This window comes from Streptomyces luteoverticillatus, assembly GCF_003970715.1.
GTDB classification, from domain to species: domain Bacteria; phylum Actinomycetota; class Actinomycetes; order Streptomycetales; family Streptomycetaceae; genus Streptomyces; species Streptomyces abikoensis.
This window is the reverse complement of the sequence record NZ_CP034587.1, coordinates 907431-932846: the sequence shown is the minus strand read 5'-3', so window position 1 is coordinate 932846 and position 25416 is coordinate 907431. Positions and strand designations below refer to the sequence as shown.

Below are 25416 nucleotides of genomic sequence, written 5' to 3'. Positions count from 1 at the left end.
CATGGCCTGACCAGTCCGGGAGCCCGGACTGGTCGGTGCCGCCGGGCGGGACGTCACCCCATGGGGCCGGAGGGCTGCTCGGCCTCGGCGCTGCGGGACTGCGGGGGCCGGGCCGGCTGCGAGGGCCTGGCCGGCTGCGGCGGGCGGACGTTCTGCGGGCGCGTCTGCTGGGCGTCCTCCAGCATGCCCTTGCTGACGTTCTTGCAGACGGGCACGGCGCCGGTGTTCTCCACGTACTTCGCCGAGACCCAGGTGTTGCGGTCCCGCAGCAGGTACCAGACGGGGTTGCCCGCGACGTCCTGGGCGTGGGCCTTGCAGCGAAGGGCCACCTGGGTGCGGTACTTCAGCACGCCCTTGACGGCGGAGTCCGTGGTGGGGAAGCCGCGCTCGTTGATGCCCGTGTTGGAGACGACCGCACCATACGGCCGGATGGGCGGGACCGGCGGCGCATCGGCGGAGTGGGCGGCGGGGGCGGCGGCCAGCAGGGAACCGCCGAGGGTGACGGCCGCGATCACACCGGCCGAGACCCTTCTGCTGCGGATCGCGAGTGTACTGATCATGGGAACTCCCTCGATGCGAAGTGGATCACGCATTGACCGGGTTCCACATGAAATGTCGCCATAAACACAAATCAAGTTGACGGCCCGCATGGACGGCCCGGATGGCTGATCCGGGTGCTCCTCCGGCCGCGTTCGGCGTGCGCCGGCCGTCCGTTCAGTCATCGGTCCTCCGGGCCCGGCTGGGCTGCACCCGCTTGGGCTCGCCCTTCATCTTCGGGTGCTCCGGCGGATAGGGCAGATCGCCGAGGCCGTGCTCGCGCTCGTCGCGCGCGGCCAGCTCCAGGGCCGCCTCCAGGTCGCAGGCCTGTTCGTCCATGCCCGCGTGGAGATCGCCGACCTCCGCGAACCGGGCCGGCATCGTCGCCAGGTCGAAGTCCTCGGGCACGGCATCGGGCAGCTCGTCCCAGCGCAGCGGCGCCGAGACGGGCGCGTGCGGCCGGGGCCGCACGGAGTAGGCGCTGGCGATGGTCCGGTCCCGGGCGGTCTGGTTGTAGTCGACAAAGATCTTTTCGCCGCGCTCCTCCTTCCACCAGGCCGTGGTGATCCGCTCCGGCGCCCGCCGTTCCAGCTCCCGGGCGACCGCGATGGCCGCCCGCCGCACCTGGGTGAAGGTCCACCGGGGCGCGATCGGCACGAAGACGTGGAGGCCCCGCCCGCCCGAGGTCTTGGGCCAGCCGACCAGACCCAGCCCTTCCAGGACGTCCTTGAGCTCCAGCGCCGCCCGCACCGCGTCGGCGTAGTCCGTGCCCGGCTGGGGGTCGAGGTCGACGCGCAGCTCGTCGGGGTGCTCGGTGTCCGACCGCCGTACCGGCCAGGGGTGGAAGGTCAGACAGCCCAGGTTCGCCGCCCACAGCACGGCGGCCGGCTCGCCCGGGCAGATCTCGTCCGCGTACCGGCCGCTGGGGAAGGCGATGCGCCCGGTCGGGATCCACTCGGGCAGGTTCTTGGGCGCCCTCTTCTGGAAGAACGACTCGCCCTCCACCCCGTCCGGATAGCGCTCCAGCGTCGTGGGCCGGTCCTTGAGGGCCCGTACGATGCCGTCGCCGACGCTCAGGTAGTAGCGGGCGAGGTCGTACTTGGTGAACCCGCGCTGGGGGAAGTACACCTTGTCCGGGTTGGACAGCCGTACGGTCCGCTCGCCGACGGTGAGCTCGAGCGCCTCTGCCATGCGTTTCACGCTAGGCCGGGCGGCGGGACGGCGCCTGTCGGCGGGCGGGCGCCCGGGCCCGCCCGCACAATCACGACCATGGACCTTCCGGTGATGCCCCCGGTCCGGCCGATGCTGGCGAAGTCCGCCGCCACCATCCCGCCCGGGATGCAGTACGAGGCCAAGTGGGACGGCTTCCGGGCCATCGTCTTCCGCGACGGCGCCGAGATCGAACTGGGCAGCCGCACGGGCAAACCGCTGACCCGCTACTTCCCCGAGCTCACCGGCGCCCTCCTCGAACAACTGCCCGCCCGCTGCGTCCTCGACGGGGAGATCGTCATCGCGCGCGGCGGCGGGCTGGACTTCGACGCCCTCCTGGAGCGCATCCACCCCGCCGACTCCCGGGTGCGCCATCTGGCGGAGGTCACCCCGGCGAGCCTGATCGCCTTCGACCTGCTCGCCCTCGGCGACGTCTCGCTCCTCGACACCCCGCAGAGCGAGCGCAGGGCGGCCCTCACCGACGCGCTCCGCGACGCGCGCGCCCCCCTCTTCACCGCGCCCGTCACCCACGACCTCGATGTGGCCCGGGGCTGGTTCGAGCAGTTCGAGGGCGCCGGCCTCGACGGGGTGATCGCCAAGCCGCCCGGGCTGCCCTACCGGCAGGGCGAACGCGTCATGGTCAAGGTCAAGCACGAGCGCACCGCCGACTGCGTCGTCGCGGGGCTGCGCCCGCACAAGAGCGGCCCGGTCGTCGGCTCGCTGCTGCTCGGCCTGTACGACGCCGGGGGCCGGCTCCAGCACGTGGGCGTGTGCGCCTCCTTCCCCATGCGCCGCCGCCAGGAGCTGATGGCCGAACTGGAGCCGCTGCGCATGCCGGACGCCACCGGCCACCCCTGGCAGGACTGGGCGGACGCGGAGGCCCAGGCCGCCGGCCGGCTCCCCGGCGGCCCCAGCCGCTGGACCGGCAAGAAGGACCTGTCCTGGACCGCCCTGCGGCCCGAGCGGGTCGTCGAGGTCGCCTACGACCACATGCAGGGGGACCGCTTCCGCCACACCGCCCAGTTCCGCCGGTGGCGCCCGGACCGCACCCCCGAGAGCTGCACGTACGACCAGCTGGAGGAGCCGGTCCGGTACGACCTCGCGCGGGTCCTCGGCGGTGAGCCGGAGGCCCGGTAGACCTTCCGGAGCAACGACGCCCCGTACGGCCGCCCCAATGCGCGCCTGACGAGTCGCCATATTTCACGCTGGTACGACCACCTGATACCGGCTTGAAGAGGTGACGCTCATGACCGGTGCCCGTACGGTCCGCTTCCGCGCCGGCGCGCGGTACGGCGCGGCGGTCCTGGTGTGCGCCGGGGCCGTGTGCCTCGCCTGGGGGCCCGGCCCCGCGGCGGCCACGGATCCCGGGGACGGCGCGGACTCGCCGTTCTGGGTCGAACCGTCGGGCCGGGCCGGCAAACAGGCCCGGACCTGGGAGGAGCGGGGCCGGGACGGGGACGCCGAGGCGGTGCGGCGCATCGCGGAGCAGCCGACGGCCGTCTGGCTGACGAGCGACGACCCCAGGGCCCAGGCCGCCCACGTCACCGAGGAGGCCGAGCGCGCCTCCCGGATCCCCTTGCTGGTGGCGTACAACGTCCCGCACCGCGACTGCGGCCAGTACTCCTCGGGCGGCGCGCCCACGGCCGCCGCCTACCGCGCCTGGGTCTCCCGCGCGGCCGCCGGCATCGGCGAGCACCGGGCCTGGGTGGTGCTGGAGCCCGACGCGGTCGCCCAGTGGGCCTCCGGCTGCCTGCCGAAGGCCGCCGCACGCGAGCGGCTGGGGCTGCTGGCCGAGGCGGTACGGACGCTCAAGGCCCGGCGGGGGGTGTCCGTGTACGTGGACGCGGGCAACGCGGGCTGGATCTCGGACCAGGCGCTGCTCGCCGACGCGCTGCGCAGGGCCGGGGTCGGGGCGGCGGACGGCTTCGCGCTGAACGTCTCCAACTTCCATACGACGCCCGTCACGCGGCAGTACGGCGACCGGCTCTCCGCGCGGCTGGGCGGGGCCCACTACATCATCGACACCAGCCGCAACGGGAACGGGCCGCTGAGGACCGACGATCCGGGGGCGGAGAGCTGGTGCAATCCGCCGGGACGGGCACTGGGCACGCCCCCGACCACGGCGACCGGTGACGCGAGGGTCGACGCGTTCGTGTGGGTCAAGCGGCCGGGGGAGTCGGACGGCAGCTGCCGGGGGGCGCCGCCCGCCGGGCACTGGTGGTCGGAGTACGCGCTGGGCCTGGCGAGGCCGCCGGGGGAAGCGACGCCCGCGCGGCCGCCGTTGGCGGCCGCGACGACACCGGGCTGACGGAGGGGCCGGAGGAACGTCAGCGCACGTACACCCACGCCGCGCGGGACGGCGTGCCCGCGCGGTCCGTCAGGAAGAGCATGTACCAGCCGCCCGGCACCAGTGAGGGATCCTGCGGGATCGTCACGGCCACCGCCCCACCGCGGTTGGTCAGGGGCAGCGCGACGGACCGCTGTTCGACGTCCGTCGCGTGGGTCACCGCGCTGGGCCGCATGAGCCGGGCGGTCGCCACCTCGCCCGCGTCGGTGCCCGGCAGGACGAGCGTGGCGCCGTGGGCGGCGCGGAGGGGGCCCGTGGGCGGGGCGGGCCGGTGGGCGCGGTAGAGGTACGGCGGCGTGTACACCTCGATGCGCTTCTCGAAGACCCCCATGCGGGTGTCGTCCTTGTCCGCGAAGAGCGGGTTGGAGCCGAAGACCGCGATCCGCCCGTCGGGCAGCAGCAGGGCCTCCGCGTGGTAATCGCGGCCGACGGCCGGCGCGGCCGCCGTCTCGAAGGCGCGGGTCCTGGGGTCGTAGAACTGGGCGCGCAGGATGTCCGAGCCGCGCTTGCCCCGGTAGTCGCTGGAGCCGCCGGAGGTGAAGACCCGGTCGTCGGGGGTGAGCACGGCGTTGAGGTAGCGGGTGCCCTGGGGGAGGTCGGGGCCGGGGACATAGTGGGGGGCCGGGGCGCGGAGGTCGGCGATGGCGGTCCGCCCGGTGGACTCGTGGGACTCGCCGACCCCACCGCCGCCCATGATCATCACCTTCCGGTCCTGGGCCGGGGGCAGCAGCACGGAGGCCGAGGTCTCCGTCATGTCCTGCTCCTCCAGGCCGGGTACGGGCACGAAGGCGTTGGTGTCCACGTTCCACAGGCCCGGGGTGCGGCCCGCGTGGGCGGGCCCGTAGCCGGCGTTGGAGCCGGAGTAGAAGAGGCGGCCGCCGGCGGTGAGGAAGAGCGCGGGGTAGGTGGGGAAGTAGCGGTTGGGGCCCGGGGACCATTTGTGGGTCCTGGGGTCGTAGATCTCGTTCTTGCCCGGGATGATCTCGCCCATGTCGTCCAGCCCGGAGACCGCCAGGACCCGGCCGTCCTTGAGGGTGACCAGGGTGGGGTACCAGCGGGCCTCGGACATCGGGTCGACCTTGACGTAGCGTTCGGCGACGGGGTCGAACTCGTAGGCGTCCTTGAGGCCCTGGAAGTCCTTCTTGTCCAGCCCCAGTTTGGCGGCGAGGCCGTAGAGGTCCTGGGCGTCACGGCCGCGCAGCCCCTGGACGCGGTACTGGTCGGCGGTCTGGGTGATGCCCCGCTCCCCGTCGGTGACCGCCTCGACGTAGACGCGGGCCTGGGCGGCGGTGACGGTGACCTTCTTCGGGGCGCGGTCGGTCTGCTCGACGACGTTCTTCTTCGCGCGCGGCACGAGGACGGGCAGGAGCGTGCGGTAGCGCTTGCCGGTGGAGCCCACGAACACGGTGCCGGCGGGGAAGGTCCGGGGGGCGTCGGGGTTCTCGTTCTTCACCAGCATCGCGCCGCCGGCCCGTTTCACGTCGCCGGTGAGCTTCTCGTAGCGGGCGGTGCCGCCCGCGACCAGCAGCCGGCCGTCGGGGAGCTGGGCGTGGCCCGAGCAGAACATGTCCTTGGGGGTGTCGATCTCCCGGAAGGTGTTGCGCGCCGGGTCCCACAGGACGCTCTGGAAGGTCCCCGCCCGGAAGTTCTTCTCGTCGTTGCCGGACCCGGCGATCAGCAGCACCTTGCCGGTGTGCAGCAGGGCCGCGTGAATGGCGTTGATCCGGAACCGGGAGGGGACGTCCACCACGTCCCAGTGCCCGTACCGGATCTTGTACGACTCCTGGTTGATCGTGTACTCGTGCCAGGCCCGCTCGGCGAAGCCGGTGGCGGCCGGGCCGTTGGCCGCGATCAGGGCCAGCGTGGCACCGGCGCCCAGCACCGCCTTGCGCGCCTTCCTGTTCGCCCGGAACCGGGCCCAGGACCTCGCCGTCGGGAATCTCTTCCTCGGGAACCTCACCGCATCCACGTCCCATCGCTCGTACGAGTCCCGCGCGCGGTGCGCGCGTCCCCCCTCACCAGGCCCGGCGCCGTTCCCGCCGGCGGCCGGTCCGCCAGACGGCGACCGGGCCGAGGGCGGTCACCAGGGCCAGCAGCGCCCAGAACCGCATCGCCGCGTGGGCGTGGCCGAGCGCCCAGGAGGCGGCCAGCGACAGGGCGAACAGCCCGGCCCACAGCAGATGGGTGCGGAAGGTCGCGAGGCGGTCGGGGCTGGCCGAGTCGCCCTTGGGCGTCACCACGAAGCGCGAGCTCCGCCGCAGCACGGCCTGGGCGAGCGAGCGCGCGTACAGGGGGGCGGAGAGCGCGGACATCACCATGCCGGCGGCCCCGGAGGAGCCCGCCGGTTCGTGGGGGCTGACGTTGTGGCGCCGGTTCCAGACGTACAGGCCGATCTGGAGGGCGGCCGCGTCGCAGTAGAGCATCAGCCACAGCGACGGCTCCACGGAGATCCCCGAGGCTCCGAAGCCGAGGAAGAGCACGCAGGTCAGGGCGCCCAGCACCCAGTTGAGCGCGGCCATCGGGTAGTAGGCCACCATGAATCCGTAGTTGAGCAGCCGACCGGGGGAGAGGGACCAGGCCGCCCGCCAGAACTGCCGCAGCAGCGTCTCGTACGTCCCGCGCGACCAGCGCAGCTGCTGACTGAAGAAGTCCGTCCAGGTCGAGGGGCCCTCTCCCACGGCGAGGACGTCGGGGGTGTAGACGGACTTCCAGCGGCGGCCCGTGGCGGGGTTGCGGCGGCGGTGGATCTCCAGCCCGGTGGCCATGTCCTCGGTGATCGAGTCGTAGAGGCCGCCGATCTGCCGCAGTACGTCGACGCGGACGCAGTTGCTGGTGCCGACGAACATGGGCGAGCCGTAGGCGTTGCCGGCCCGCTGGATCAGGGCGTGGAAGAGGAACTGCTGGCTCTCGGCGGCCTTGGTGACCGCCGTGGTGTAGTTGCCGTACACCTGCGGGCCGACGACGAACGCCACGTCGGGGTCGCGGAAGTAGCCGAGCATCCGCTCCAGGAAGTTGGGCAGCGGCACGTGGTCGGTGTCGACGCAGGCCATGAACTCGTAGGCGTCGCCGTGCGCGTCCAGCCAGGCGTTGTAGTTGCCGTGCTTGGTGCGGGCCCGGTAGCGGCCGGAGGGCTGGTTCCAGCGGGCGACGCCCTTGCGGGAGAAGTGCCGTACGCCCAGCCGCCGGCAGAGCCGCTTCACCTCCGGGTCGTCACCCTCGTCGAGCAGCCAGACGTCCAGCGGCCCGTCGTGCTCGATGCGCACCGCCCCCTCCAGCGTGGCCCGGACCATGGACAGCGGTTCCTTGCCGGGGACGAAGCTGGTGAGGAAGGCGACGCGGGTGCCGGGCCGGGCGCGGACGGGGACGGGGTCCCGGGCCGCCCAGGTGGCGTGGGCGTTGGAGGCGACGTTGACGACCCGGAACAGCTCGATCAGCCCGATCGAGACCAGCATCACGGTGTCGAGCGCGCGCTCCCAGCCGCTGACGTAGGGCCGGTACAGCCAGTGCCCGGGGGAGACGAGCCAGAGCAGGAGGGCGAGGCAGACCAGCGGGCCCGCGGCGACCAGCGGCATCACCTTGACGCCGCCGCCCCGGCCGGGCCCCAGGAGGCGCCGGTAGCGCACCCGGTAGCCGCTGTCGGGGGCTTCGGTGAGCGGCCCGGCCAGTCTGCTGTAGCGCGCGTAGTCGTAGGGCGCGGTCCCGCCGGGCCCGGCGGGTGCCGGGACCCCCGGCGCGCCCGGGCCGAGGCTCCCGGTGTCGCCCACCGCGCCGCCGGGGGCGGGCACCGCGCCGTCGGGGCGGCCGCGGGCCGCCGCCAGCCGGGACTCGCTCGTCGAGATCGCCACCACAGACCCCCAGTCGGACCAGGAGGGACAGTGGGAGAAAACCTAACAAAACGGACCTACGATCATGTGATGAACGCCCCGAAAACCGGCATCACATCACCTGCACAGCCGAGGGCTACGGTCTGTTCGCCCGCGCGGCCTAGAATTGCGTAATTCTTCAATTCACCAGGTCTGCGAAGAGCCGGACGAGTAAGCGAGGGGGCCGTCGTGAGTGCGTTCGCCGAAGCGATGCGGGAGCGGGTGCGCGCCGCGCGCGCCGACCTCGCGGCCGCGCGGGCGGCCGGGGACGTCTACGCGGCCGCGGTCGCGGAGGACGAACTGGACGACGCCCTGCGGCTTGCCCTCGCCCACGGCATCACCACGGACGAGGACGACGAGCGGGGTGGGAGTTGAACGGCGTGAAGGTGCCGCTGTACCAGGCCAAGGCGGAATTCTTCAGGATGCTCGGCCACCCGGTGCGCATCAGGGTGCTGGAGCTCCTCCAGAACGGGCCCATGCCGGTGCGCGACCTGCTCGCCGAGATCGGGATCGAACCCTCCAGCCTCTCGCAGCAGCTCGCGGTGCTGCGCCGCTCGGGCATCGTCACCGCCACCCGCGAGGGCTCCACCGTCGTCTACGCCCTGGCCGGCGGGGACGTGGCGGAGCTCCTCGGCGCCGCCCGGCGCATCCTGACCCAGGTGCTCAGCGGCCAGGAGCAGCTCCTCACGGAGCTGCGGGGCGCGGAGAACGCGGCGGAGCGATGACCTCATCCATACGCCCACGAGCAGGACGAACCACGACGACCGGAGAGATACGGCCATGACCCACGATTCCGAGAAGTACGCCGAGAAGGCGGTGGGCTGGCGCGTGCTGATCTACATCGTCTTCGGCCACGTCCTGGCCGGCTTCATCTGGCTGCTCTTCTACCTCGGCTCGCACGCCAAGTAGCCGCCCAGCAGGACGGACGCCGCCTCCCGGGCCGTCCGGGCCGCCCCCGGGTCGCCCGACACGGCCGCCGTCACGATCGCGCCCTCCGCGAGGAGGGCGATCTGGCCGCCCACCGGAGCCGGCGCGCCCGCCTCCGCTACAAGACCGCACAGGTAGCGGCGGAAGGCGTCCTTGTGCGCCCGGGCCGCCTCCGCCACGGCCGGGGAGACGCCCCCCAGCTCGCCGAAGGAGTTCACGAACGCGCACCCGCGGAAGCCGTCCTCCGCGAACCAGCGCTCCAGCCAGTCGAACACCGTGAGCACCCGCTCCCGCCCGGCGGGCAGCGCCTCCGCGTGGCTCGCCAGCGCCGCGCGCCAGCGCTCGTCACGGCGCCGCAGATACGCCTCCACCAGCACGTCCTTGGAGGGGAAGAGCTGGTAGAGGCGCTTGAGGGAGACCCCTGACGCCCCTCGGATCGCGTCCATCCCCACGGCCTGGAGCCCCCGGGCGTAGAAGAGCTCCTCGGCCGCGTCCAGGACCCGCACCTCGGCCTCCGCCGCCATGGCCTTCATCGCTCTCCCTCTTCGTGCCGCTTGCGCGAGAACCATCGTTCTCCCTACGCTACCGCACACCACGGAGAACGATCGTTCTCCACTCTGTACGGCCCATGGACAAGGGGAGAACCATGCCCGAGATCACACCGCCGGTCCCGCCGTTCACCACCGAGACCGCCCTCGCGAAGGTGCGCGCCGCCGAGGACGCCTGGAACACCAGGGACCCCGAGCGGGTCGCGCTCGCCTACACCGAGGACTCCGAGTGGCGCAATCGCGACGTGTTCCTGACCGGCCGTCGGCGGATCGTCGCCTTCCTCCGCGAGAAGTGGGAGCGCGAGCTCTGCTACCGCCTCCGCAAGGAGCTGTGGGCCCACACCGACGACCGCATCGCCGTGCGCTTCGAGTACGAGTGGCACGACGCGGACGGCCAGTGGTGGCGCAGCCACGGCAACGAGAACTGGGAATTCGCGCCCAACGGCCTGATGCGCCGCCGCTACGCGAGCATCAACGACGTCGCCATCACCGAGCGGCAGCGGCGCCTCCACCTGCCCCCGGAGGCGTCATCCGCAGCGGCGTGAGCTGCTCGATGTCATAGCGGAGGCGGAGCTCGGCGATCGCCTCGTGGTCCACCGCCGGCCCGGAGTCGAGGATCTCGAAGAGCTCCTCGAAATACCGCTCGTGATCGGGCGGCGGCGACGCCTGGAAGAACATCCGGGCCGGATCGCCCGTCACATTGGCGAACGCGTGCGGACAGCCCGGAGGCACGACGATCACCGTGCCGGCGGTGGCCCTGACACAGCGCTGACCACTGGCGGACTCCCACTCCCGCCAGTTGTCCCGGGTGCGCACGCGCGGCTCGAAGGCGAGGACGTCCAGCTCGCCCTCGAGCACGTAGAAGAGCTCCTCGCTGCGCGTGTGCCGGTGGGCGCCGACGTCGAAGCCCGGGGGGACGACCACCTCGAAGCTGGAGGCGGCCCGCGAGTGCTCCCCGGTCACCTTGAAGGTGACCCGCTGGGCAGCGGTGACCAGCGTCCGGCCCTCGCCCGGGGGCACGACCAGACCGTCGGAGGCGTCGATGAGCGTCATGGGGAGCCTTTCACCAGGTGACGGGAAGGTTCTCCGGGCCCCGGATGAGCGCGCTGCGCTGCCAGCGGATCTTCTCCACGGGCTCCGCCAGCCGCAGCTCCGGGAAGCGCCGCAGCAGGGTGGAGAGGATGATCTCCTCCTCCAGCCGGGCCAGCATCGACCCCAGGCAGAAGTGCGGCCCGTGCCCGAAGGACAGGTGCGGGATGTGCTCCCGGTCGAAGTCCAGCTCGTCGGGGCGGTCGAAGACGCGCGGGTCGCGGTTGGCCGTGAGATAGGAGGAGTGCACCACCTCACCGGCCTTGATCGGCACCCCGGCGACCTCGACGTCCTCGGTCGCGATCCGGGCCAGCCCCACGGCGTTGCGGTGCGGGATGAAGCGCAGCAGCTCCTCGATGGCCTGCGGCAGCAGCTCCGGCTCAGCTCGCAGCCGGGCCAGCTGTTCGGGGTGCGTCAGCAGGGCGTAGACCATGTTGGCGCTGTTGTTGCGCACGGCGTGGGCGGCGCTCGCCTGGATCAGCAGGGCGATGGCCACAGCCTCCTCCGTGCTGAGTCCGCCCTGGGCCGTGGCGTCGGCCAGCTCGCCCGCCAGGTCCTCCTGGGGCTCGGCGAGCCGCTGGGCCAGCAGGTCGGTGAAGTACGTCGCCATCCCGTTCTTCGCCCGCTCGCTGGCCTCGCGGCCGTACCCGGCGGAGAGGATGACGTTCGTCCACAGCGCCATCTGCCGCCGGTCGGCCTGGGGCACGCCCATCAGATCGCTGATCACGGCCAGGGGCAGCGGCCCGTGGAGATGCTCCATCAGATCGGCGGGCGGCCCCTCCTGCTCCATCTCGTCGAGCAGTTCGTCCGCCGCCCGCTGGGCGCCCGGCCGCAGCCGCTCGAGGCTACGGGTGGTGAAGGACCTGGCCACGGCCTTGCGCAGCCGGGTGTGCTCGGGCGGGTCGGCGAAGCCCACGGCCTCGTCCAGCGGGATGAAGTGCGGGGCGAGCCGGGTGATCGGGCGGCCCAGCACCGCCTGCCGGCTGAACCGGGGATCCGAGGTGACGAACTTGACGTCCTCGTAGCGGGTCACGAACCAGGCGTGCCCCTCGCCGTTGGGCAGCTTCACGCGCGAGATCGGCTCGTCCCGCAGCTGCGCCGCCATGAAGGGGTCGAAGTCCAGCCCCCGGAGGTCCCCCACGTCCCAGAACCGTACGGGGAACCGCTCCTGCGCTGAATCGGTCGTCGTCATCGATAAGTACTCCCACCCGGGCCGCGAGCACGTCCGTCCGACAGACACGCTCCCCCAGAACGGGCACGCGCGGCGGGCCGCGCCGGGGAAATCACCCGTCCGGCCCACGTCACGGCGGGGCCGTTCGCGTGACGCGCGGGCGTGGTGCCGCGTCCGTCCGGGGGGTGCGGCCCGACGCTGTGCGACGTGAACACAGGGGTGAGCGGGCCGGTGGCCCTGCTGCTGGCGGGGGTGCTGACGTTCGCGGCACCGGGCGTGGCGGGCGCCCGGGCGGGGCGGGCGGGGGAGCGCGCGGCGGCCGCGCCGATCGTGGCGGCCGACCAGGCGACGCGGTCCGTGTACGTCCTGGACTCCGCGCGGACGCGGTGGGACGCCCAGGACGAGGACGACCCGGGGGTGCTCTGGTCGTGGAGCGCGGACGGCCGGTCCGAACTGTCCGACCTGGACCCCGGCACGACGTGGACCAACCCCAGCGAGGTCAAGTTCCGGTCGCTGAACGGCAGGCGCTATCTGCTGGCCACGGCCTCCGGCGGACTGGCCGCCGTGGTGGGCTACCCGGACCGGGAGGTGTACTGGGCGGCCGACACCGGTACCGGCAACGCCCACAGCATCGACCTGCTGCCCGACGGGAACGTGGCCGTGGCGGCGAGCACCGGCGGCTATGTCCGGGTGTACGCGGCCTCCGCCGGCCCGCGCGCCACGGACCACGCGCAGGTGCCGCTCCCGGGGGCGCACGGGGTGCACTGGGACCCGGGCACCCGGCTGTTGTGGGCGCTGGGCAGCCGACAGCTCGTCGCCCTGCGGGTGGGCGGCTCCGCCGGGGAGCCCGAGCTGACCGTCGTCCGGCGCGTGGACCTGCCCACCCGGGGCGGGCACGACCTGGCGCCCGTGCTGAGCAGACCGGGGCACCTGTGGGTGGCCACGGCGTCGGCGGTGTACCAGTACGCGACGGGGGAGCAGGCGTTCGTCGGCTACCCGCTCCAGTCGAGGATCAGCGGCCCGGACGTCAAGAGCGTCGGGGACGACCCCGCCACGGGCCGGATCCTGATCTCCCGCCCCGAGCCGGGCCACTCCTGCTCGTGGTGCACCACCACGCTGGTCCTCTACCGGCCGGACGGCACCCGGACCCTGCTGCGCGGCGGCATGTACAAGGCCCGCTGGTGGACGACCCGACGCGGGTGAGGACCTAGCGCGACCCCACCGGCGGCAGCTCCCCCGTCAGCCGTGCCCTTACGTCGGCGGCGGCCTCGTCACTGTCCGGCACCCGCTCCCACAGCGCGAGCAGCGCGGGCGCCAGGAGCGCCGCCCGGTCGCCGCTGTGCTGCCAGCAGTAGTGGGCCCGTTTCAGCGCGGCGAGGGCCTCCGCGTCGGCCGGGCCGCCCCGGTCCAGCCGGTGGGAGGCGGCCGACAGCCACAGCTCGGCGGCGCGCGGATGGTCCCCGGCGAGGCGGGCGAGGTCGGCCCTCACCTCGATCCAGAGGGCGGCCTCGGGGCTGTGGGGGCCGTGGCGGCGCAGCGCCTGCTGCTCCCAGGCGGCGGCCATGGCCGCCGCCTCGTTGTGCCGCCCGGCGTGGGCGGCGGCGAGGATGCCCGGCAGCGGATCCTCCGCCTCCGGCGCCGACACCGGCGCGGGGAGGGCGGGGACGGCCGGTGCGGACGCGGTCGGCGCGGGTTCGGCGGCGGGCGTGGCCCGGGGCGGTGCCGTGGCGCGCGGCGGGGCCGCCCGGTTGGCGAGGACGGGCCCGGCGTCGCCGTACTGGAGGGGCAGGAAGCCCTCGGGGAGCGTCGCCTGAGCCAGCGCCAGCTGATGTGGCAGCGCCGGGTCGAGCGCGGGCCCGGCCGTGGGGTGGCCCACCGACAGGGCGGTGAGGAAGGCCCGGGTGTAGGGCCCGGCCTCCAGCGAGGGCTTGGGCGGGGTGGGGGTGATCACCCCGTGGAGGGCCAGGCCGTCGGCGAGCCGGCCGTCGTGGGCGGCGGCGGTCACGTGGGGCCAGGCGTGGGCGTCGGCCTCCGCGTCGACGAGGAGCAGCGTGGGGCCCGCGTGCTCGCGCAGGGTCCGGGTGAGCCACTCCCAGGGCAGCCCGGTGTAGCGGACGGTCGCGGCGGTGCTCTCGCGCAGCGCCAGGTGCAGTCCGGTGCCGCGGCGGGTCGGGACCATCAGATGGCCGGTGATCCAGATCAGCAGCGGCCCGGGCACCCGGACGGCGTCTTGGAGGTAGGCGAGGACGCTCTGGGGGCCGGCCATGGCGGGGAGCTGCACCACGTCGGCCGAGGCGGCGGCGAGGAAGCCACGGGGGTTCGCTCCGGCGATGGCGTGGGCGGTCGGGTTCGGCAGGGCGCCCCGCCGCCGGTCGGGAGTGCCGTCCAGCAGCAGAACACAACCATGGGTCGGCTGATCCAACGCGTTCTTCCTTCCGGCCGTTTCGGGAGCCCGTGACGCAACTCTAGGCTCCGGTCCGCGCGTCGCGGCCCGCATTCCCCACCCCTGTCCGGCCCCCGGCACCGCCAATCACGACATGGCCGTACTTATGGCCCGCGCGCGGTGTGTGCCCCTCCGGGGCCGGTGGACGCGCCCTGCTGGGCGGTCTCCGGGTGTGCGGATAATGGATGCGCCCCGCGGCCTGCGGAGCACCGAATGCCAGAGCACCAGACACAGGGGGCGCGGATGAAGCACGAGCGGAAGCACGACGGACGGTACAGGGGCCGGGTGGCCCGCAGGATGTCGGCCCTGGTGGCCGTGGCGCTGGGCGCCGTCCTGATGGCGACGCCCGCGACGGCGGCGAGCCCGTCCGCCGCTACCGCGCGGGTCGTCTCCGTCGCGGCCGCCGAGGCCGGTACGGCGGCGGTGGGCACGGGCGGCGCGGACGCGTCGCAGGGCCACCAGGCCGTCGCCGCCTCGCACAAGAAGCACGGTCACACGACGCTGGCCAAGGGCAAGAAGAAGAAAAAGAAGAAGGGCTTCTTCGCGAAGCTGGGCGTGGCCCTGCTCGTCATCCTGATCCTGGCCGTCCTGTTCGTGGTGGCGGTGATCGTGCTGGTGATCTTCATGATCCGCCGGGCGTTCAAGCGCCGCCGTTCCTGACCTCCCGGTTCGTCCTCCCGCCGAGCGGGGCCCACTGTCGTGGGCCCCGCTCGGCTCGTTCCCGGCCTTTTTCTCAGCTCGTTCTCGCCACCCAGGCCAGTGCCAGCCACGGCGTGGTGGCGCTCGCGGCCGCCAGGGCCCAGCCGGTCCCCGTCTCGGGGAAGCCGATGAGCAGGGGCAGGACCAGGCCCGCGCCGCACACCAGGAGGAGCGCGGCGGGCAGATGGACCCAGGGCTCGAATCGACGCGCGTAGCGGACGCCGGGTTCCCTGCGGTGCATGGCCACGCCGGTGACGAAACCCGCGGCGAGGGCGAAGGTCCAGATGACCGGCAGCATGATCATGCGGCCGGCGAAGGTGCCGATGTCGTTGCCCGGCGCCTGACGGGCCCCCAGCTCGGGCCGGTCGGGAACGTACAGCAGCTCCACCGCCCGGCCCACCTCGGGCCTGCCGGCGGTGTGCACCTCCTCGACGGTCACCTGACGGGCGCCCGAGTCGAACCGGACGGTGGCGACGATCGTCGAGGCGTACTCGTCGGTGTCGTTGATCTCGACGTCCGTGGGGCGCGGCTCGCCCAGGATCCGCTCCACGCGCACCTCGCCCGTCACCGCGCCGGCCCGGGCCGCCGTGGCGAGCCACTCGCCCTCCGCGCCGTCGGGCCCCACGCCCTGGCACAGCGCGGCGGCGCTGGTGAGCGCGACGCCGAAGCCCAGCGCCCAGCAGAGCAGCCGGGACGGCCGAGGCTCGGGCCAGGGCTCGTAACGCCTGCGCCAGGTCTTCTTCCGCAGGGCCTCGCGTCGGTGCGCGCGGACCACGAGCGAAGCGAGGATCCAGCATCCGGCGCACACGGCCGTCGCGCACAACAACCCCAACTGGTGCCGCTTGGGCGGCAGTTCCCTCAGCGGTGCCGCTCCGAGCAGGACGGTCGCGTACCCGGTGAGCAGCGTCGCCCACCCCGTGAGGCGCGTCCACACCCTCATGCCGTACTTCCCCCACCCACCTAATTGATCTTGAGGGGGACAGCGTAATGGCGCGCGCCCACTACCGGGTCACCCGGTCACCCGGTCACTCGAAGGGGACGAGGAACCTCTCGGGCTCGCAGGCGTCGCAGAACCGGACGTCGAACTTGGCCGCGCGCTCGCGGGCCTCCGCCGTGGTCAGGGTGTCCTCGCCGCCCCTGGGCACCCAGCAGCCCGCGTGATGCAGCTCCTGGAGGGTGCCGCCGGGGCGGCGGTGGACGGTGACCGGCCAGATCGCGTCCTCGAGGTCGTGGCGCCACTCGCCCTTGAGGCGCTGGAGCACGACCTCGCGCACCCAATCCCGCACGGAGAGGCCGCATTCCAGCGCGGCGGCCTCGATTCGGACGAGTTCCTCAGCAGTGAAGAGGGTCTCCATGAGGCGGGACAGTAGCAGCGGGGGACTCCGGGCGAGCCCGGTTCCGGGCAATGGCCCACGGTGCTGACTTGCGGGCTTGACCAGCGAGAACGGCATCCGCTCGGCGTTGGCGACGATCGGCTGGTCATACGATCCGCAGCTCCGGGCGCCTTTCCCGGCGGTGGCATAGGACTCGGGTCTATCCAAAGGTGCCGACCGCCGATACAGGCATCACCGACCTCTTGGCCATTCCGTTATCACCTGTCCTCGTGAACGCCCCGTATCTCCCGGCGTACGGGCCCCGGCGCCACTCACAGTGCGGGCCCGGCCGGCAGCGGAGCGGGCGGCGGTGAAACGGCCCAGGGCCCGTAACCCCCGAGGGGGGTGCGGCCGTTTACTACTCAGTCCCACGGCGCGGCGGTACCGGGCGCCGGGGAGTTTTCGAGGGAGGCGGCATGGGCCTGCTGCGCAAGATCCGCGACACCGGACGGGTGGCGGAGCCCGCCCCGCCACCACCCACCGCCGCCCCGCCCCGCGCCGCGCGAGACCTGGGCGGCTCGGTCCAGGTCCGCTGCGTGGACGCGGGTTCGTGCAACGGCTGCGAGATCGAGATCGCCGCCGCCTTCGGCCCCGTGTACGACGCCGAGCGGTACGGCGCCCGCCTGGTGGCCTCGCCCCGGCACGCCGACGTCGCGCTGGTCACCGGCCCGGTGACCCGCAACATGGCCGAGCCGCTGCGCCGCACGGTCGCCGCCATGCCCCGGCCCCGCCTGGTGGTGGCCGTCGGCGACTGCGCCCTGAACCGCGGGGAGTTCGCCGGGGGCTACGGGGTCGAGGGCGCGGTAGCCGACGTGGTCCCCACCGACCTGGAGATCCCGGGCTGCCCCCCGGAGCCGGAACACATCGTGTCCGCGCTGCGCCGGGTGACCGGACGATGAGCGGCACGACGGGGGGCCGCCCGCCGGATACCGGGCTCGCCCACGGTTTGTGGGCAATCGTTCCGCAGGGCGGAACGGGTGGGCACAAACCGACCACCGGGCGGCATCCGACCCTGGTCCGCAGCCCCCACCTGCCCGTAGCCGGGCCCGCCTACGGAACGTCGGAAGCGGCGACATGAGCGTCATCGGGCACGCCACCGAGGCGGCGGTCGCCTCTGCCGCCGCCGGTGCCCTGTGCGGGGCGACGCTGCCGGGCCGGCCCCGCGTCGTCGCGTCGGGCGTCTGCACCGCCGCGACGGGCGCCGCCGGGCTCGCCGCCGGCACCGCCGCCCTGCGCGGCGCCCGCTGGTCGGCCTCCCTGCCCGGCATCCTGCCGCCCACCGGAGCGCACCTGGCCGTCGACGCCCTGTCCGGCCTGTTCATGGCCGTGGCCGGCGGAGTGATCCTCCCCGTGGCCGTCTACGGCATCGGGTACGCCGCCGGGCACACCGGCCACGGCGCGGCCTCCCGCACCGCCCAGGCCGTGCTGCCGCTCTTCGCCCTCACCCTGCTGCTCGTCCCGGCCGCCGCCTCCGTCTGCTCCTTCCTGCTGCTGTGGGAGCTGATGGCCCTCACCTCGCTGCTGCTGGTCCTGGCCGGGCACCGGAGCGGTCCGCCCGCCGCGCGGGCGGCGGTGCGCGCGGCCGGGCTCTGGTACGGCGTCATGACCCAGCTCGGCTTCCTCCTGCTCCTGGCCGGCACCGCCCTCTTCGCCGCCCGCGCGGGCGGCGAGACGTTCACCGCGCTGCGCGACGGCGCCCACCACCTGCCCTCCGCCGTCCGCGGCACCGTCTTCGTCCTGACCGCCGCCGCGTTCGCGGCCAAGGCGGGCGCGGTGCCGCTGCACCCCTGGCTGCCCCGGGCCCACCCCGAGGCCCCCAGCCACGTCTCGGCGCTGATGAGCACCGCCATGGTCAACCTCGGGATCTACGGACTGGTCCGCACCGGCTTCGACCTGCTGGACGGCGGCCCGCGCTGGTGGTGGCTGGGCGTCCTGGCCACGGGCGCGCTCTCCGCCGCGTACGGCATCCTCCAGGCCGCGATGGCCTCCGACCTCAAGCGGCTGCTCGCCTACTCCACCTCCGAGAACCTCGGCCTCGCCCTCATCGGCGTCGGCGCCGCCGGGCTCTTCGCCGACGCGGGCGGCGGCGCCCCCGCCGCGCTGGCCCTGGCGGCCGCCCTGCTGCACCTCGTCAACCACGCCGCGTTCAAGAGCCTGCTGTTCTGCGCGGCGGGCTCGGTGCTGCGGGCCACGGGCCTGCGCGACCTGGACCGCATGGGGGGCCTGCGCTCCCGGATGCCCGTCACCGCGGGCTTCTTCGCGCTCGCCGCGCTCGGCGCGGCGGCCCTGCCGCCCGGCAACGGCTTCCTCGGCGAGTGGCTCCTGCTCCAGTCCCTCATCCACGGCCTGGCCGTGCCCGGCCTGGTCACCGCCCTCGTGCTGCCCCCGGCCGTCGCCGTGATCGCCCTGTCCGCCGGACTGGCCGCCGCCGTCTTCGTCAAGGCCCTCGGCGTCGCCTTCTTCGCCCGCCCGCGCGGCACCCGCGCCGCCGAGGCCCGCGAGAGCCCCCCGGCCGTGCTCGCCGGGATGGGCCTCCTCGCCGCCCTCTGCGCCGCCCTCGCGCTCGTCCCCGGCGTCCTCGGCGACGGACTGTCCGCGGCGGTCGCCGCCACCGGGCTCGCCGACGGCCCGCCGCTGACCGGCGGCCCCCTCGGCGTCCGCCTGGACCGCCTCGCCACCACCCTCTCCCCGCTGTGGGCCGCCTGCGCGCTGACGGCCTGTCTGATCACCGCGGGCGCGCTCGCCCGCCTCCTGGCGCGCCGCCGCCGGCGCCGCAACGCCCGCCTGTGGGACTGCGGCGGAGGCGCGCCGACCGCCCGCATGGCCTACACCGCCACCTCGTTCGCCGAGCCCCTCCAGCGGATCTTCGACCGGGTGCTGGCGCCCGAACAGGACGTCCGCGTGACGGCCGCCCCCGAATCCGCCTACCTCGTCGAACGGGTACGGTTCCGCCGCCGGGTCCCCGACCGCTTCGAACACCGCCTCTACCGGCCGCTGCTGGAGGCCGTCACCGCCCTCGGCCACGCCTCCCGCCGACTGGCCACCGGCAGCGTCCACCTCTACCTCGGCTACGGCTTCTGCGGCCTCGTCGCCCTCCTGCTCGTCCTGGCGGCGCGCCCGTGACGGGCCACACCGCCGCCGGGGCGGCCGCCATGTGCGCCCAGGTCGTGGCGGTCGTCGCCGGGGCGCCCCTGCTCACCGGGCTGATGCGGCAGGTACGGGCCCGGATGGAGGGCCGGGCCGGGGCGGGCGTCCGCCAGCCGTGGCGGGACCTGCGCAAACTGCTGCGCAAGGAGCCCATCACCCCCACCGGCACCGGACCGGCCTTCCGCGTCGCCCCGGCACTACTGGTCGCCACCACCGCCGTGGTGGCCGCGCTGATGCCGCTGGCCAGCACCGCCACCCTCGCCACCGGCCGCTCCGACCTCATCCTCGTCGTCGCGCTGCTCGCCCTGGGCACCGTGGCTCTGGCCCTGGCCGGGCTGGACACCGGCACCGCGTTCGGCGGCATGGGCGCCTCCCGGGAGATGACCGTCGCCGCCCTCGTCGAACCCGCCATCCTGCTGGCCGTGTTCGCCCTGTCGCTGCCCGCCGGCTCCACCGACCTGGCCGCCATCGTCTCCGCCGGCCTGCGCGACGCGGACCGGCTCGCCTCCCCGTCCGGGCTGCTGGCCACCGCCGCCCTCGCCCTCGCCGTCCTGGCCGAGACGGGCCGGCTCCCCGTGGACAACCCCACCACCCACCTGGAACTGACCATGGTCCACGAGGCGATGGTCCTGGAGTACGCGGGCCCGGACCTCGCGCTCGTCGAACTCGGCGCCCAGATGCGGCTCGCCGTCCTCCTCGGCCTGCTGGCCACCCTCGCCGCGCCCTGGGGCATCGCCACGACCGCCGCCCCGCTCGCCGTCGCCCTCGCGATCGCGCTCCTGGCCGTCAAGGTCGCGGCCCTGGGCGCCGCCCTCGCGGCCGCCGAGGTGTGCTGGGCCAAGCTCCGGCTGTTCCGCGTCCCCGAACTCCTCGCGGGCTCCCTGCTGCTGGCCCTCCTCGCGGTGACCGCCTCCTACTTCCTGACGGGAGCGTGACGAGCCGTGCCAGGCACCCTCCACGCCCAGCTCCTCGACCTGGTCTGCGGCGCGTTCCTGCTGGCCGCCGTGGTGGTGCTCTGGCTGCGCCAGCTCGCCTCGATCGTCCGGGTGTTCGCCCTCCAGGGCGTGGCCCTCGCCGGGATCGCCGCCCTCCTCGACGGGCACGGCAGCCGCTGGGAACTGCTCGCGGTCGCCGTCGGCATCGGCCTGCTGCGCGCCGGGCTGCTGCCCCTGCTGATGCGGCGCGCCCTGACCGCCGTGGCGACCGGCCCCGCGCCGCTCACCGGTGGCCCGGCCGGTGGCCCGGCCGGTGGAGCGGGCGGGGGAGCGGGCCACCACTACGCGGAGGACGTCAGCGAGGCCCGCGAGACGCAGCCGCTCGTCAACGTCGCCGCCTCCCTGTTGAGCGCGGCCCTGCTGACCCTCCTCGCCTACGCCGTCGCCAGGCCCCTGGTGGCTCTCCACCCCACGCCCGCCACCCGCGCCCTGCCGGTCGGCCTGGCCGTCGTCCTCATCGGCTTCTTCGTCCTGGTCACCCGGCGGCGCGCGCTGGCCCAGGTGGTCGGCTTCCTGCTGCTCGACAACGGCATCACCGCCACCGCGTTCCTGGCCGCCTCCGGGGTCCCCCTCATCGTCGAGCTCGGCGTGTCCTTCGACGTGCTCCTCGCGGTGCTCGTGCTGGGCATCCTCACCACCCGGATGCGGGCCGCCTTCGGCGGGACCGGCATCGACGACCTGCGGGAGCTCTGCGACCGATGACGACGCACTCCACGACCTGTGTGCTGCTGCTGACCGCGCCGGTGGGGGTGCCGTTCGCGGTGGCGGGCGCGTTCGCCCTGGCGGGGGCGCGGAGACGGCGGGCCGCCGTGGCGGGCACGGCGCGGCCGCCACGTCAGCGGGGGGTGGCACCCCGGCGCGTACGGGTGGGCGTGGGTGCGGTGGCTTCCTCCCCCGGCCCGCCCCTTCCCGAAACCGGGGGCTCCGCCCCCGGCCCCCCGGAGCCCGCCGGGGCTCCGGGCCGGACCCCGGACGCGGCTTCGCCGCGTGTCCTCAAATGCCGGACAGGCTGGACGGCAGCCTCGCAGGGGCTCGCGCTCGTCTCCCCCCTCACCGTCCTCGCCTGTGCCGTCGCGCTCGCCCGGACCGTCACGCGGCACGGGCCCGTCGCCGCGTACGGGCTGCGCGCCGACGCGCTCAGCGTGTGGATGCTGCTGACGGTCGGCGCCGTGGCCGTCCTGGCGTGCGCGGCGTCCGGGCCCGAGGCCCGGACCGCCCGGCGCTACCACGCCCTGGTCCACGCCTTCCTCGGCACGCTCGCCACCGCCGTGCTCGCCGCCAACCTCGGGATCGTCTGGATCGCCATCGAGGCGACCACGATCCTCACCGCGTTCCTGGTCGGCCACCGCCGCACCCGCGCCTCCGTCGAGGCCGCCTGGAAGTACGTGCTGATCTGCTCGGCCGGCATCGCCCTGGCCTTCCTGGGCACCGTGCTCCTCTACTACGCGGCCCGCCGCGCCGGGATCCCCGAGGCGTCGGCGCTGGACTGGCCCGCCCTCGCCGCCCGGGCCGGGGAGCTCGACCCGGCCGTCACCCGGCTGGGCACCGGCCTGGTCGTCCTCGGCTTCGGCGCCAAGGCCGGGCTCGCCCCGCTGCACGCCTGGCTCCCCGACGCCTATGGCCAGGCGCCCGCACCCGTCTCCGCGCTGATGTCCGGCGTGCTGTCCTCCGTCGCCTTCACCGCCCTGCTGCGCTACAAGGTGATCGCGGACGCCGCCCTCGGCCCCGGCTGGACGCGCACCCTCCTCACCGCGACGGCCCTGCTCACCCTCGCGCTGGCCGCCGCCCTGCTGCTGGCCCAGCGCGACCACCAGCGGATGCTGGCCTACTCGAGCATGGAGCACATGAGCCTGATCGCCCTCGGCGCCGCCGTCGGCGGCCCGCTCGCCGCCTCCGCGATGCTGCTGCACATCACGGGGCACGGCCTGGCCAAGGCCGTCGCCTTCCGCACGGCCGGGCACGTGCTGCGGCTGCGCGGCACCAGCCGCATCGGCCGGGTGCGCGGGCTGCTGGCCCAGGCGCCAGGGGTGGGCGCCCTGTTCGCGCTGGCCGTGCTGGCCCTGCTGGGGCTGCCGCCGTTCGGGCTGTTCGCCGCCGAACTGGGACTCGTACGGGCCGGGTTCGCGGCCGGCATGGGCGCGGTCATGGGGGTCGTCCTGCTCCTGCTGCTGGTCGCGTTCGCCGCGCTGGGCGCCCGGGCGGCCCGGATACTGCTGGGCCCGCCGCCGCTGCCGGGCCCGCCCGCGCGGTTGCCCGCCGCGGAGGCGGTTCCGCTGGCCGGCGGCCTGGTGCTGTGCGCGGCCCTCGGTGTGACCACCGGGCCGCTCACGGGGCTGCTGACCGCCGCCGCGGCGATCGTCGGAGGACGGTGAGCCATGGAGTCCCTCGACACGGCCACCGGGTCACGGACCGTCACCGACACCGACGCCGCCGAACTGCCCGGGCGCTTCGCCGCGCTGCTGCGCGCCGGCCACCGCCTCGCCCTGGTCGCCGCCCACCACGACCCGGCCCACGGCGACCGCGACCGCGCCGTACGGGTCGTCCACCTCTTCGTCTCCGGCCCGCCCGACACCCGTACCGAGCTGCACGTGCGCCTCGACCCCGACGCGCCGGAACTGCCCACGCTGGCCCGGCTGTCCTTCCCCGGGGGACGCTTCGAGCGGGAGATGCGCGACCTGTACGGCATCGTCCCCCGGGACCACCCGCTGCCCCACCGGCTCGTACGGCACTTCCACTGGCCGCGCGGCTGGTACCCGATGAGCCCGGACGCCGGACCGCCCCCGCCCTTCGCCGAGCCCGAAGGGCCGTACCCCTTCCTGGAGGTCGAGGGCGACGGCGTCTACGAGATCCCGGTCGGCCCGGTGCACGCCGGGCTGATCGAGCCCGGCCACTTCCGGTTCTCCGTGGTCGGGGAGACCATCATCAAGCTGAAGGCCCGGCTGTGGTTCACGCACAAGGGCGTCGAGAAGCTCTTCGAGGGCCGCACCCCCGGGCGCGGGCTGCCGCTGGCCGAACGCGTCAGCGGCGACACCGCCGTGGGGCACGCGCTGGCCTACTGCCTGGCCGTCGAGGAGGCCCTCGACGTCCGCGTCTCCGACACCGCCCGCCGCGCGCGGGCGCTGCTCCTGGAGCTCGAACGGCTCCACAACCACGTCGCCGACCTGGGCGCGCTGTGCAACGACGTCGGTCACGGCGTGCTCAACGCCCAGGCCCAGCGCGTCCGGGAGGAGCTGTTGCGGCTCAACCGGGAGGTCACCGGGCACCGGCTGCTGCGCGGCGGCGTCGTCCTCGGCGGGGCGGAGCTGCGCTCCGTGCCCCGCCCGGGGCGGCTGCGGGCGCTCGGCGAGGACATCAGCTCGATCGTGGAGCTGGCCCTGGGCCACACCACCGTCCGCGACCGCTTCACGGGCACGGCCCGGCTCACCACCGCGGCCGCCCGCGACCTGGGCTGCCTGGGCTATGTGGCACGGGCCAGCGGCCTGGCGGCCGACGCGCGCCTCGCCCACCCGCTGTGCGACTACGGCCCCGCGCTGCGCGTCCCGGTCCACTCCGGCGGCGACGTGCTGGCCCGGTTCCTGGTCCGGGCGGAGGAGGCCGACACCTCGCTGGCCCTCCTCGAACACCTCGCGGACGGCCTCGCTCCCGGCCGCGCCGTGGCCCTGCCACCGGAGCCCGGCCCGGCGGCCCCCGGCCCCCGCTCGGGCGTGGGCCTCGTCGAGGGCTGGCGCGGCACGATCGCCACCCGCGTCGAACTCGTCCCGGGGCCGGTACTGACCCGTGTGAAGATCGTCGACCCGTCGTTCCTCAACTGGCCGGCGCTCCCGGTCGCCCTGGCGGACACGATCGTCCCGGACTTCCCCCTGGCCAACAAGAGCTTCAACCTCTCCTACGCGGGCAACGATCTCTGATACGAGGGCAACGATCTCCCAGTACCGGCGCTCTGAGCCGGTGTCAGTCCCCATACCCCGTGAACAACCAGTGAAAGTAGGGCCATCCGGCCGAGACGCCACCGGAAATGATCCCGTACCGTGGAGTGATCCGTTCATTCGAAGGAGCAGGGGCGTGTGCGATCTCACCTATGACGACGTCAAGCGGGCCGCGGACCGGCTGGCCGGGCGGACCCGGCCCGTCACCGTCGTCGAGGGCGACGACGGCGTGTGGCTGGCCCTGGAGCACATGCAGCACACCGGCTCCTTCAAGGCGCGCGGCGCCTACAACTTCCTCGCCGCCCACCGCGAGGCCGGCACGCTGCCCGAGGCCGGCGTGACCATCGCCTCCGGCGGCAACGCCGGGCTGGCCTGCGCCTGGGCCGCCCGGCTCCAGGAGGTGCGGGCCACGGTCTTCCTGCCCGAGAACGCCCCCCACGTGAAGGTGGCCAAGCTGCGCGGCTACGGCGCGGACGTCCGCCTCGTGGGCGCCGAGTACGCCGAGGCGCTGGCGGCCTGCGAGGAGTTCGCCGCGACCACCGGCGCCCTGGCCAGCCACGCCTACGACCACCCGCTGATCGCGGCCGGGGCGGGCACGCTCGTCGACGAGATCCGGGAGCGGGTGCCCGGGCTGGACACCGTGGTCGTGGCGGTCGGTGGCGGCGGGCTGTTCTCCGGTGTCGCCACCGCCGCGCGCCACCACGGCGTACGGACGGTCGCCGTCGAGCCCGAGGGCTGCCGCACGCTGAACGCCGCGCTGGAGGCCGGCCGGGTCGTCGACGTGCCCGTCGACTCCGTCGCCGCCGACTCCCTCGGCGCCCGCCGGGCCTCCCGCACCGCCCTGGCCATCGCCCGGGACCCCGACGTGCGCTCCGTGCTGGTGCCGGACACCGCGATCGTCCGCGCTCGCCAGGCCCTCTGGGACGACCGCAGACTGGCCGTCGAACACGCCGCCGCCACCGCCCTCGCCGCCCTGGCCGGGGGAGCGGACGCCGCGTACGCGCCCGCCGAGGGCGAGCGCGTGGCCGTGGTCGTCTGCGGCGCCAACACCGACCCCAGCGACCTCGTGCGACGCTGAGGAACCACGGGTGCGCCCCCGGGCAACATCCGGGAGTAGGAAGGGCGTTCATCCCTCTTCCGCC

General features: G+C 74.4%; 25 protein-coding genes. 15 read left to right on the top strand and 10 right to left on the bottom strand.

Features of this window, described 5'->3' with window-relative positions; all coding sequences use genetic code 11:
• Window positions 1-53 precede the first annotated feature (53 nt).
• Both EKH77_RS33325 and ligD read right to left on the bottom strand, forming a co-directional pair.
• Window positions 54-560 (bottom strand): hypothetical protein, encoded by a 507-nt coding sequence (locus EKH77_RS33325; RefSeq protein WP_206279813.1) that lies wholly within the window; start codon window positions 558-560, stop codon window positions 54-56.
• A 154-nt stretch (window positions 561-714) separates the two neighbouring features.
• Window positions 715-1728: a non-homologous end-joining DNA ligase gene (gene ligD / locus EKH77_RS03835; protein ID WP_126913024.1), complete on the bottom strand. Its 1014-nt coding sequence runs from the start codon at window positions 1726-1728 to the stop codon at window positions 715-717.
• Window positions 1729-1806: 78 nt separating this feature from the next.
• Here ligD and EKH77_RS03830 point away from each other — a divergent pair, with 78 nt between their 5' ends.
• Together EKH77_RS03830 and EKH77_RS03825 are read left to right on the top strand one after the other, a co-directional pair.
• Window positions 1807-2883, top strand: a complete 1077-nt coding sequence (locus EKH77_RS03830) for an ATP-dependent DNA ligase (RefSeq protein ID WP_126913023.1) — start codon at window positions 1807-1809, stop codon at window positions 2881-2883.
• Window positions 2884-2992: 109 nt separating this feature from the next.
• Entirely contained in the window at window positions 2993-4054 is a 1062-nt protein-coding gene (locus EKH77_RS03825; RefSeq protein WP_126913022.1) for a glycoside hydrolase family 6 protein, read from the top strand.
• 19 nt (window positions 4055-4073) lie between these two features.
• Here the strand turns inward: EKH77_RS03825 and EKH77_RS03820 are convergent, their stop codons facing one another.
• Complete coding sequence (locus EKH77_RS03820) at window positions 4074-5975, bottom strand: galactose oxidase-like domain-containing protein (RefSeq protein WP_126913021.1); 1902 nt, start codon at window positions 5973-5975, stop codon at window positions 4074-4076.
• Between the two features lie 133 nt (window positions 5976-6108).
• On the bottom strand, window positions 6109-7938 hold the full coding sequence (locus tag EKH77_RS03815; protein WP_240667207.1) for a glycosyltransferase family 2 protein: 1830 nt from the start codon (window positions 7936-7938) through the stop codon (window positions 6109-6111).
• A 207-nt stretch (window positions 7939-8145) separates the two neighbouring features.
• Here EKH77_RS03815 and EKH77_RS03810 point away from each other — a divergent pair, with 207 nt between their 5' ends.
• The 3 genes from EKH77_RS03810 to EKH77_RS33620 are packed head-to-tail and all read left to right on the top strand — an operon-like array spanning window position 8146 to window position 8865.
• Complete coding sequence (locus tag EKH77_RS03810; RefSeq protein WP_126913020.1) at window positions 8146-8331, top strand: hypothetical protein; 186 nt, start codon at window positions 8146-8148, stop codon at window positions 8329-8331.
• A 5-nt stretch (window positions 8332-8336) separates the two neighbouring features.
• A complete protein-coding gene (locus tag EKH77_RS03805) occupies window positions 8337-8681 on the top strand; it encodes an ArsR/SmtB family transcription factor (RefSeq protein WP_126913019.1) in 345 nt (114 codons plus the stop codon).
• A gap of 55 nt (window positions 8682-8736) precedes the next feature.
• The gene (locus EKH77_RS33620) at window positions 8737-8865 is read left to right on the top strand and encodes a DUF6126 family protein (protein ID WP_229357789.1); all 129 of its coding nucleotides are present in this window, start codon (window positions 8737-8739) and stop codon (window positions 8863-8865) included.
• On the opposite strand, the gene EKH77_RS03800 is transcribed toward EKH77_RS33620, so the two are convergent.
• Complete coding sequence (locus EKH77_RS03800; protein WP_430980971.1) at window positions 8841-9416, bottom strand: TetR/AcrR family transcriptional regulator; 576 nt, start codon at window positions 9414-9416, stop codon at window positions 8841-8843. The two genes, EKH77_RS33620 and EKH77_RS03800, sit on opposite strands and share 25 nt — an antisense overlap.
• Window positions 9417-9529: 113 nt before the next feature.
• Here EKH77_RS03800 and EKH77_RS03795 point away from each other — a divergent pair, with 113 nt between their 5' ends.
• A complete protein-coding gene (locus tag EKH77_RS03795) occupies window positions 9530-9976 on the top strand; it encodes a nuclear transport factor 2 family protein (protein WP_126913018.1) in 447 nt (148 codons plus the stop codon).
• Here EKH77_RS03795 and EKH77_RS03790 read toward each other — a convergent pair.
• Together EKH77_RS03790 and EKH77_RS03785 are read right to left on the bottom strand one after the other, a co-directional pair.
• Window positions 9918-10484 carry a cupin domain-containing protein gene (locus EKH77_RS03790; RefSeq protein ID WP_126913017.1) on the bottom strand — a complete coding sequence of 189 codons (567 nt, stop codon included), beginning with the start codon at window positions 10482-10484 and terminating at the stop codon, window positions 9918-9920. The two genes, EKH77_RS03795 and EKH77_RS03790, sit on opposite strands and share 59 nt — an antisense overlap.
• Window positions 10485-10494: 10 nt before the next feature.
• Window positions 10495-11712, bottom strand: coding sequence for a cytochrome P450 (locus EKH77_RS03785; protein ID WP_126913016.1), 1218 nt, complete (start codon window positions 11710-11712; stop codon window positions 10495-10497).
• 186 nt (window positions 11713-11898) lie between these two features.
• Between EKH77_RS03785 and EKH77_RS03780 the strand changes: the two genes are divergently transcribed.
• The gene (locus EKH77_RS03780) at window positions 11899-12894 is read left to right on the top strand and encodes a DUF6528 family protein (RefSeq protein WP_126913015.1); all 996 of its coding nucleotides are present in this window, start codon (window positions 11899-11901) and stop codon (window positions 12892-12894) included.
• Between the two features lie 4 nt (window positions 12895-12898).
• Here the strand turns inward: EKH77_RS03780 and EKH77_RS03775 are convergent, their stop codons facing one another.
• Window positions 12899-14113 carry a hypothetical protein gene (locus EKH77_RS03775; protein WP_126913014.1) on the bottom strand — a complete coding sequence of 405 codons (1215 nt, stop codon included), beginning with the start codon at window positions 14111-14113 and terminating at the stop codon, window positions 12899-12901.
• Between the two features lie 264 nt (window positions 14114-14377).
• On the opposite strand from EKH77_RS03775, the gene EKH77_RS03770 reads away from it, so the two are divergent.
• Window positions 14378-14794, top strand: a complete 417-nt coding sequence (locus EKH77_RS03770; RefSeq protein WP_164737734.1) for a hypothetical protein — start codon at window positions 14378-14380, stop codon at window positions 14792-14794.
• Between the two features lie 73 nt (window positions 14795-14867).
• Here the strand turns inward: EKH77_RS03770 and EKH77_RS03765 are convergent, their stop codons facing one another.
• Together EKH77_RS03765 and EKH77_RS03760 are read right to left on the bottom strand one after the other, a co-directional pair.
• Window positions 14868-15773, bottom strand: a complete 906-nt coding sequence (locus EKH77_RS03765; protein WP_126913012.1) for a hypothetical protein — start codon at window positions 15771-15773, stop codon at window positions 14868-14870.
• An 85-nt stretch (window positions 15774-15858) separates the two neighbouring features.
• A complete protein-coding gene (locus tag EKH77_RS03760) occupies window positions 15859-16188 on the bottom strand; it encodes a DUF6233 domain-containing protein (protein WP_126913011.1) in 330 nt (109 codons plus the stop codon).
• Between the two features lie 434 nt (window positions 16189-16622).
• Here EKH77_RS03760 and EKH77_RS03755 point away from each other — a divergent pair, with 434 nt between their 5' ends.
• From EKH77_RS03755 to EKH77_RS03725, 7 genes are all read left to right on the top strand, one after another.
• Window positions 16623-17105 (top strand): NADH-quinone oxidoreductase subunit B family protein, encoded by a 483-nt coding sequence (locus EKH77_RS03755; RefSeq protein WP_126913010.1) that lies wholly within the window; start codon window positions 16623-16625, stop codon window positions 17103-17105.
• 175 nt (window positions 17106-17280) lie between these two features.
• Complete coding sequence (locus EKH77_RS03750) at window positions 17281-19329, top strand: proton-conducting transporter membrane subunit (RefSeq protein ID WP_126913009.1); 2049 nt, start codon at window positions 17281-17283, stop codon at window positions 19327-19329.
• On the top strand, window positions 19326-20288 hold the full coding sequence (locus EKH77_RS03745; RefSeq protein WP_240667206.1) for a respiratory chain complex I subunit 1 family protein: 963 nt from the start codon (window positions 19326-19328) through the stop codon (window positions 20286-20288). The genes EKH77_RS03750 and EKH77_RS03745 overlap by 4 nt, the downstream gene beginning before the upstream one ends.
• A gap of 6 nt (window positions 20289-20294) precedes the next feature.
• The gene (locus EKH77_RS03740) at window positions 20295-21050 is read left to right on the top strand and encodes a hypothetical protein (protein ID WP_126913008.1); all 756 of its coding nucleotides are present in this window, start codon (window positions 20295-20297) and stop codon (window positions 21048-21050) included.
• Window positions 21047-22720 (top strand): proton-conducting transporter membrane subunit, encoded by a 1674-nt coding sequence (locus tag EKH77_RS03735; RefSeq protein ID WP_126913007.1) that lies wholly within the window; start codon window positions 21047-21049, stop codon window positions 22718-22720. Before EKH77_RS03740 ends, EKH77_RS03735 begins: the two co-directional genes overlap by 4 nt.
• A gap of 3 nt (window positions 22721-22723) precedes the next feature.
• Window positions 22724-24256 carry an NADH-quinone oxidoreductase subunit C gene (locus EKH77_RS03730; protein ID WP_126913006.1) on the top strand — a complete coding sequence of 511 codons (1533 nt, stop codon included), beginning with the start codon at window positions 22724-22726 and terminating at the stop codon, window positions 24254-24256.
• 154 nt (window positions 24257-24410) lie between these two features.
• Window positions 24411-25352 (top strand): threonine/serine dehydratase, encoded by a 942-nt coding sequence (locus EKH77_RS03725; protein WP_126913005.1) that lies wholly within the window; start codon window positions 24411-24413, stop codon window positions 25350-25352.
• The last annotated feature ends 64 nt before the right edge of the window (window positions 25353-25416 follow it).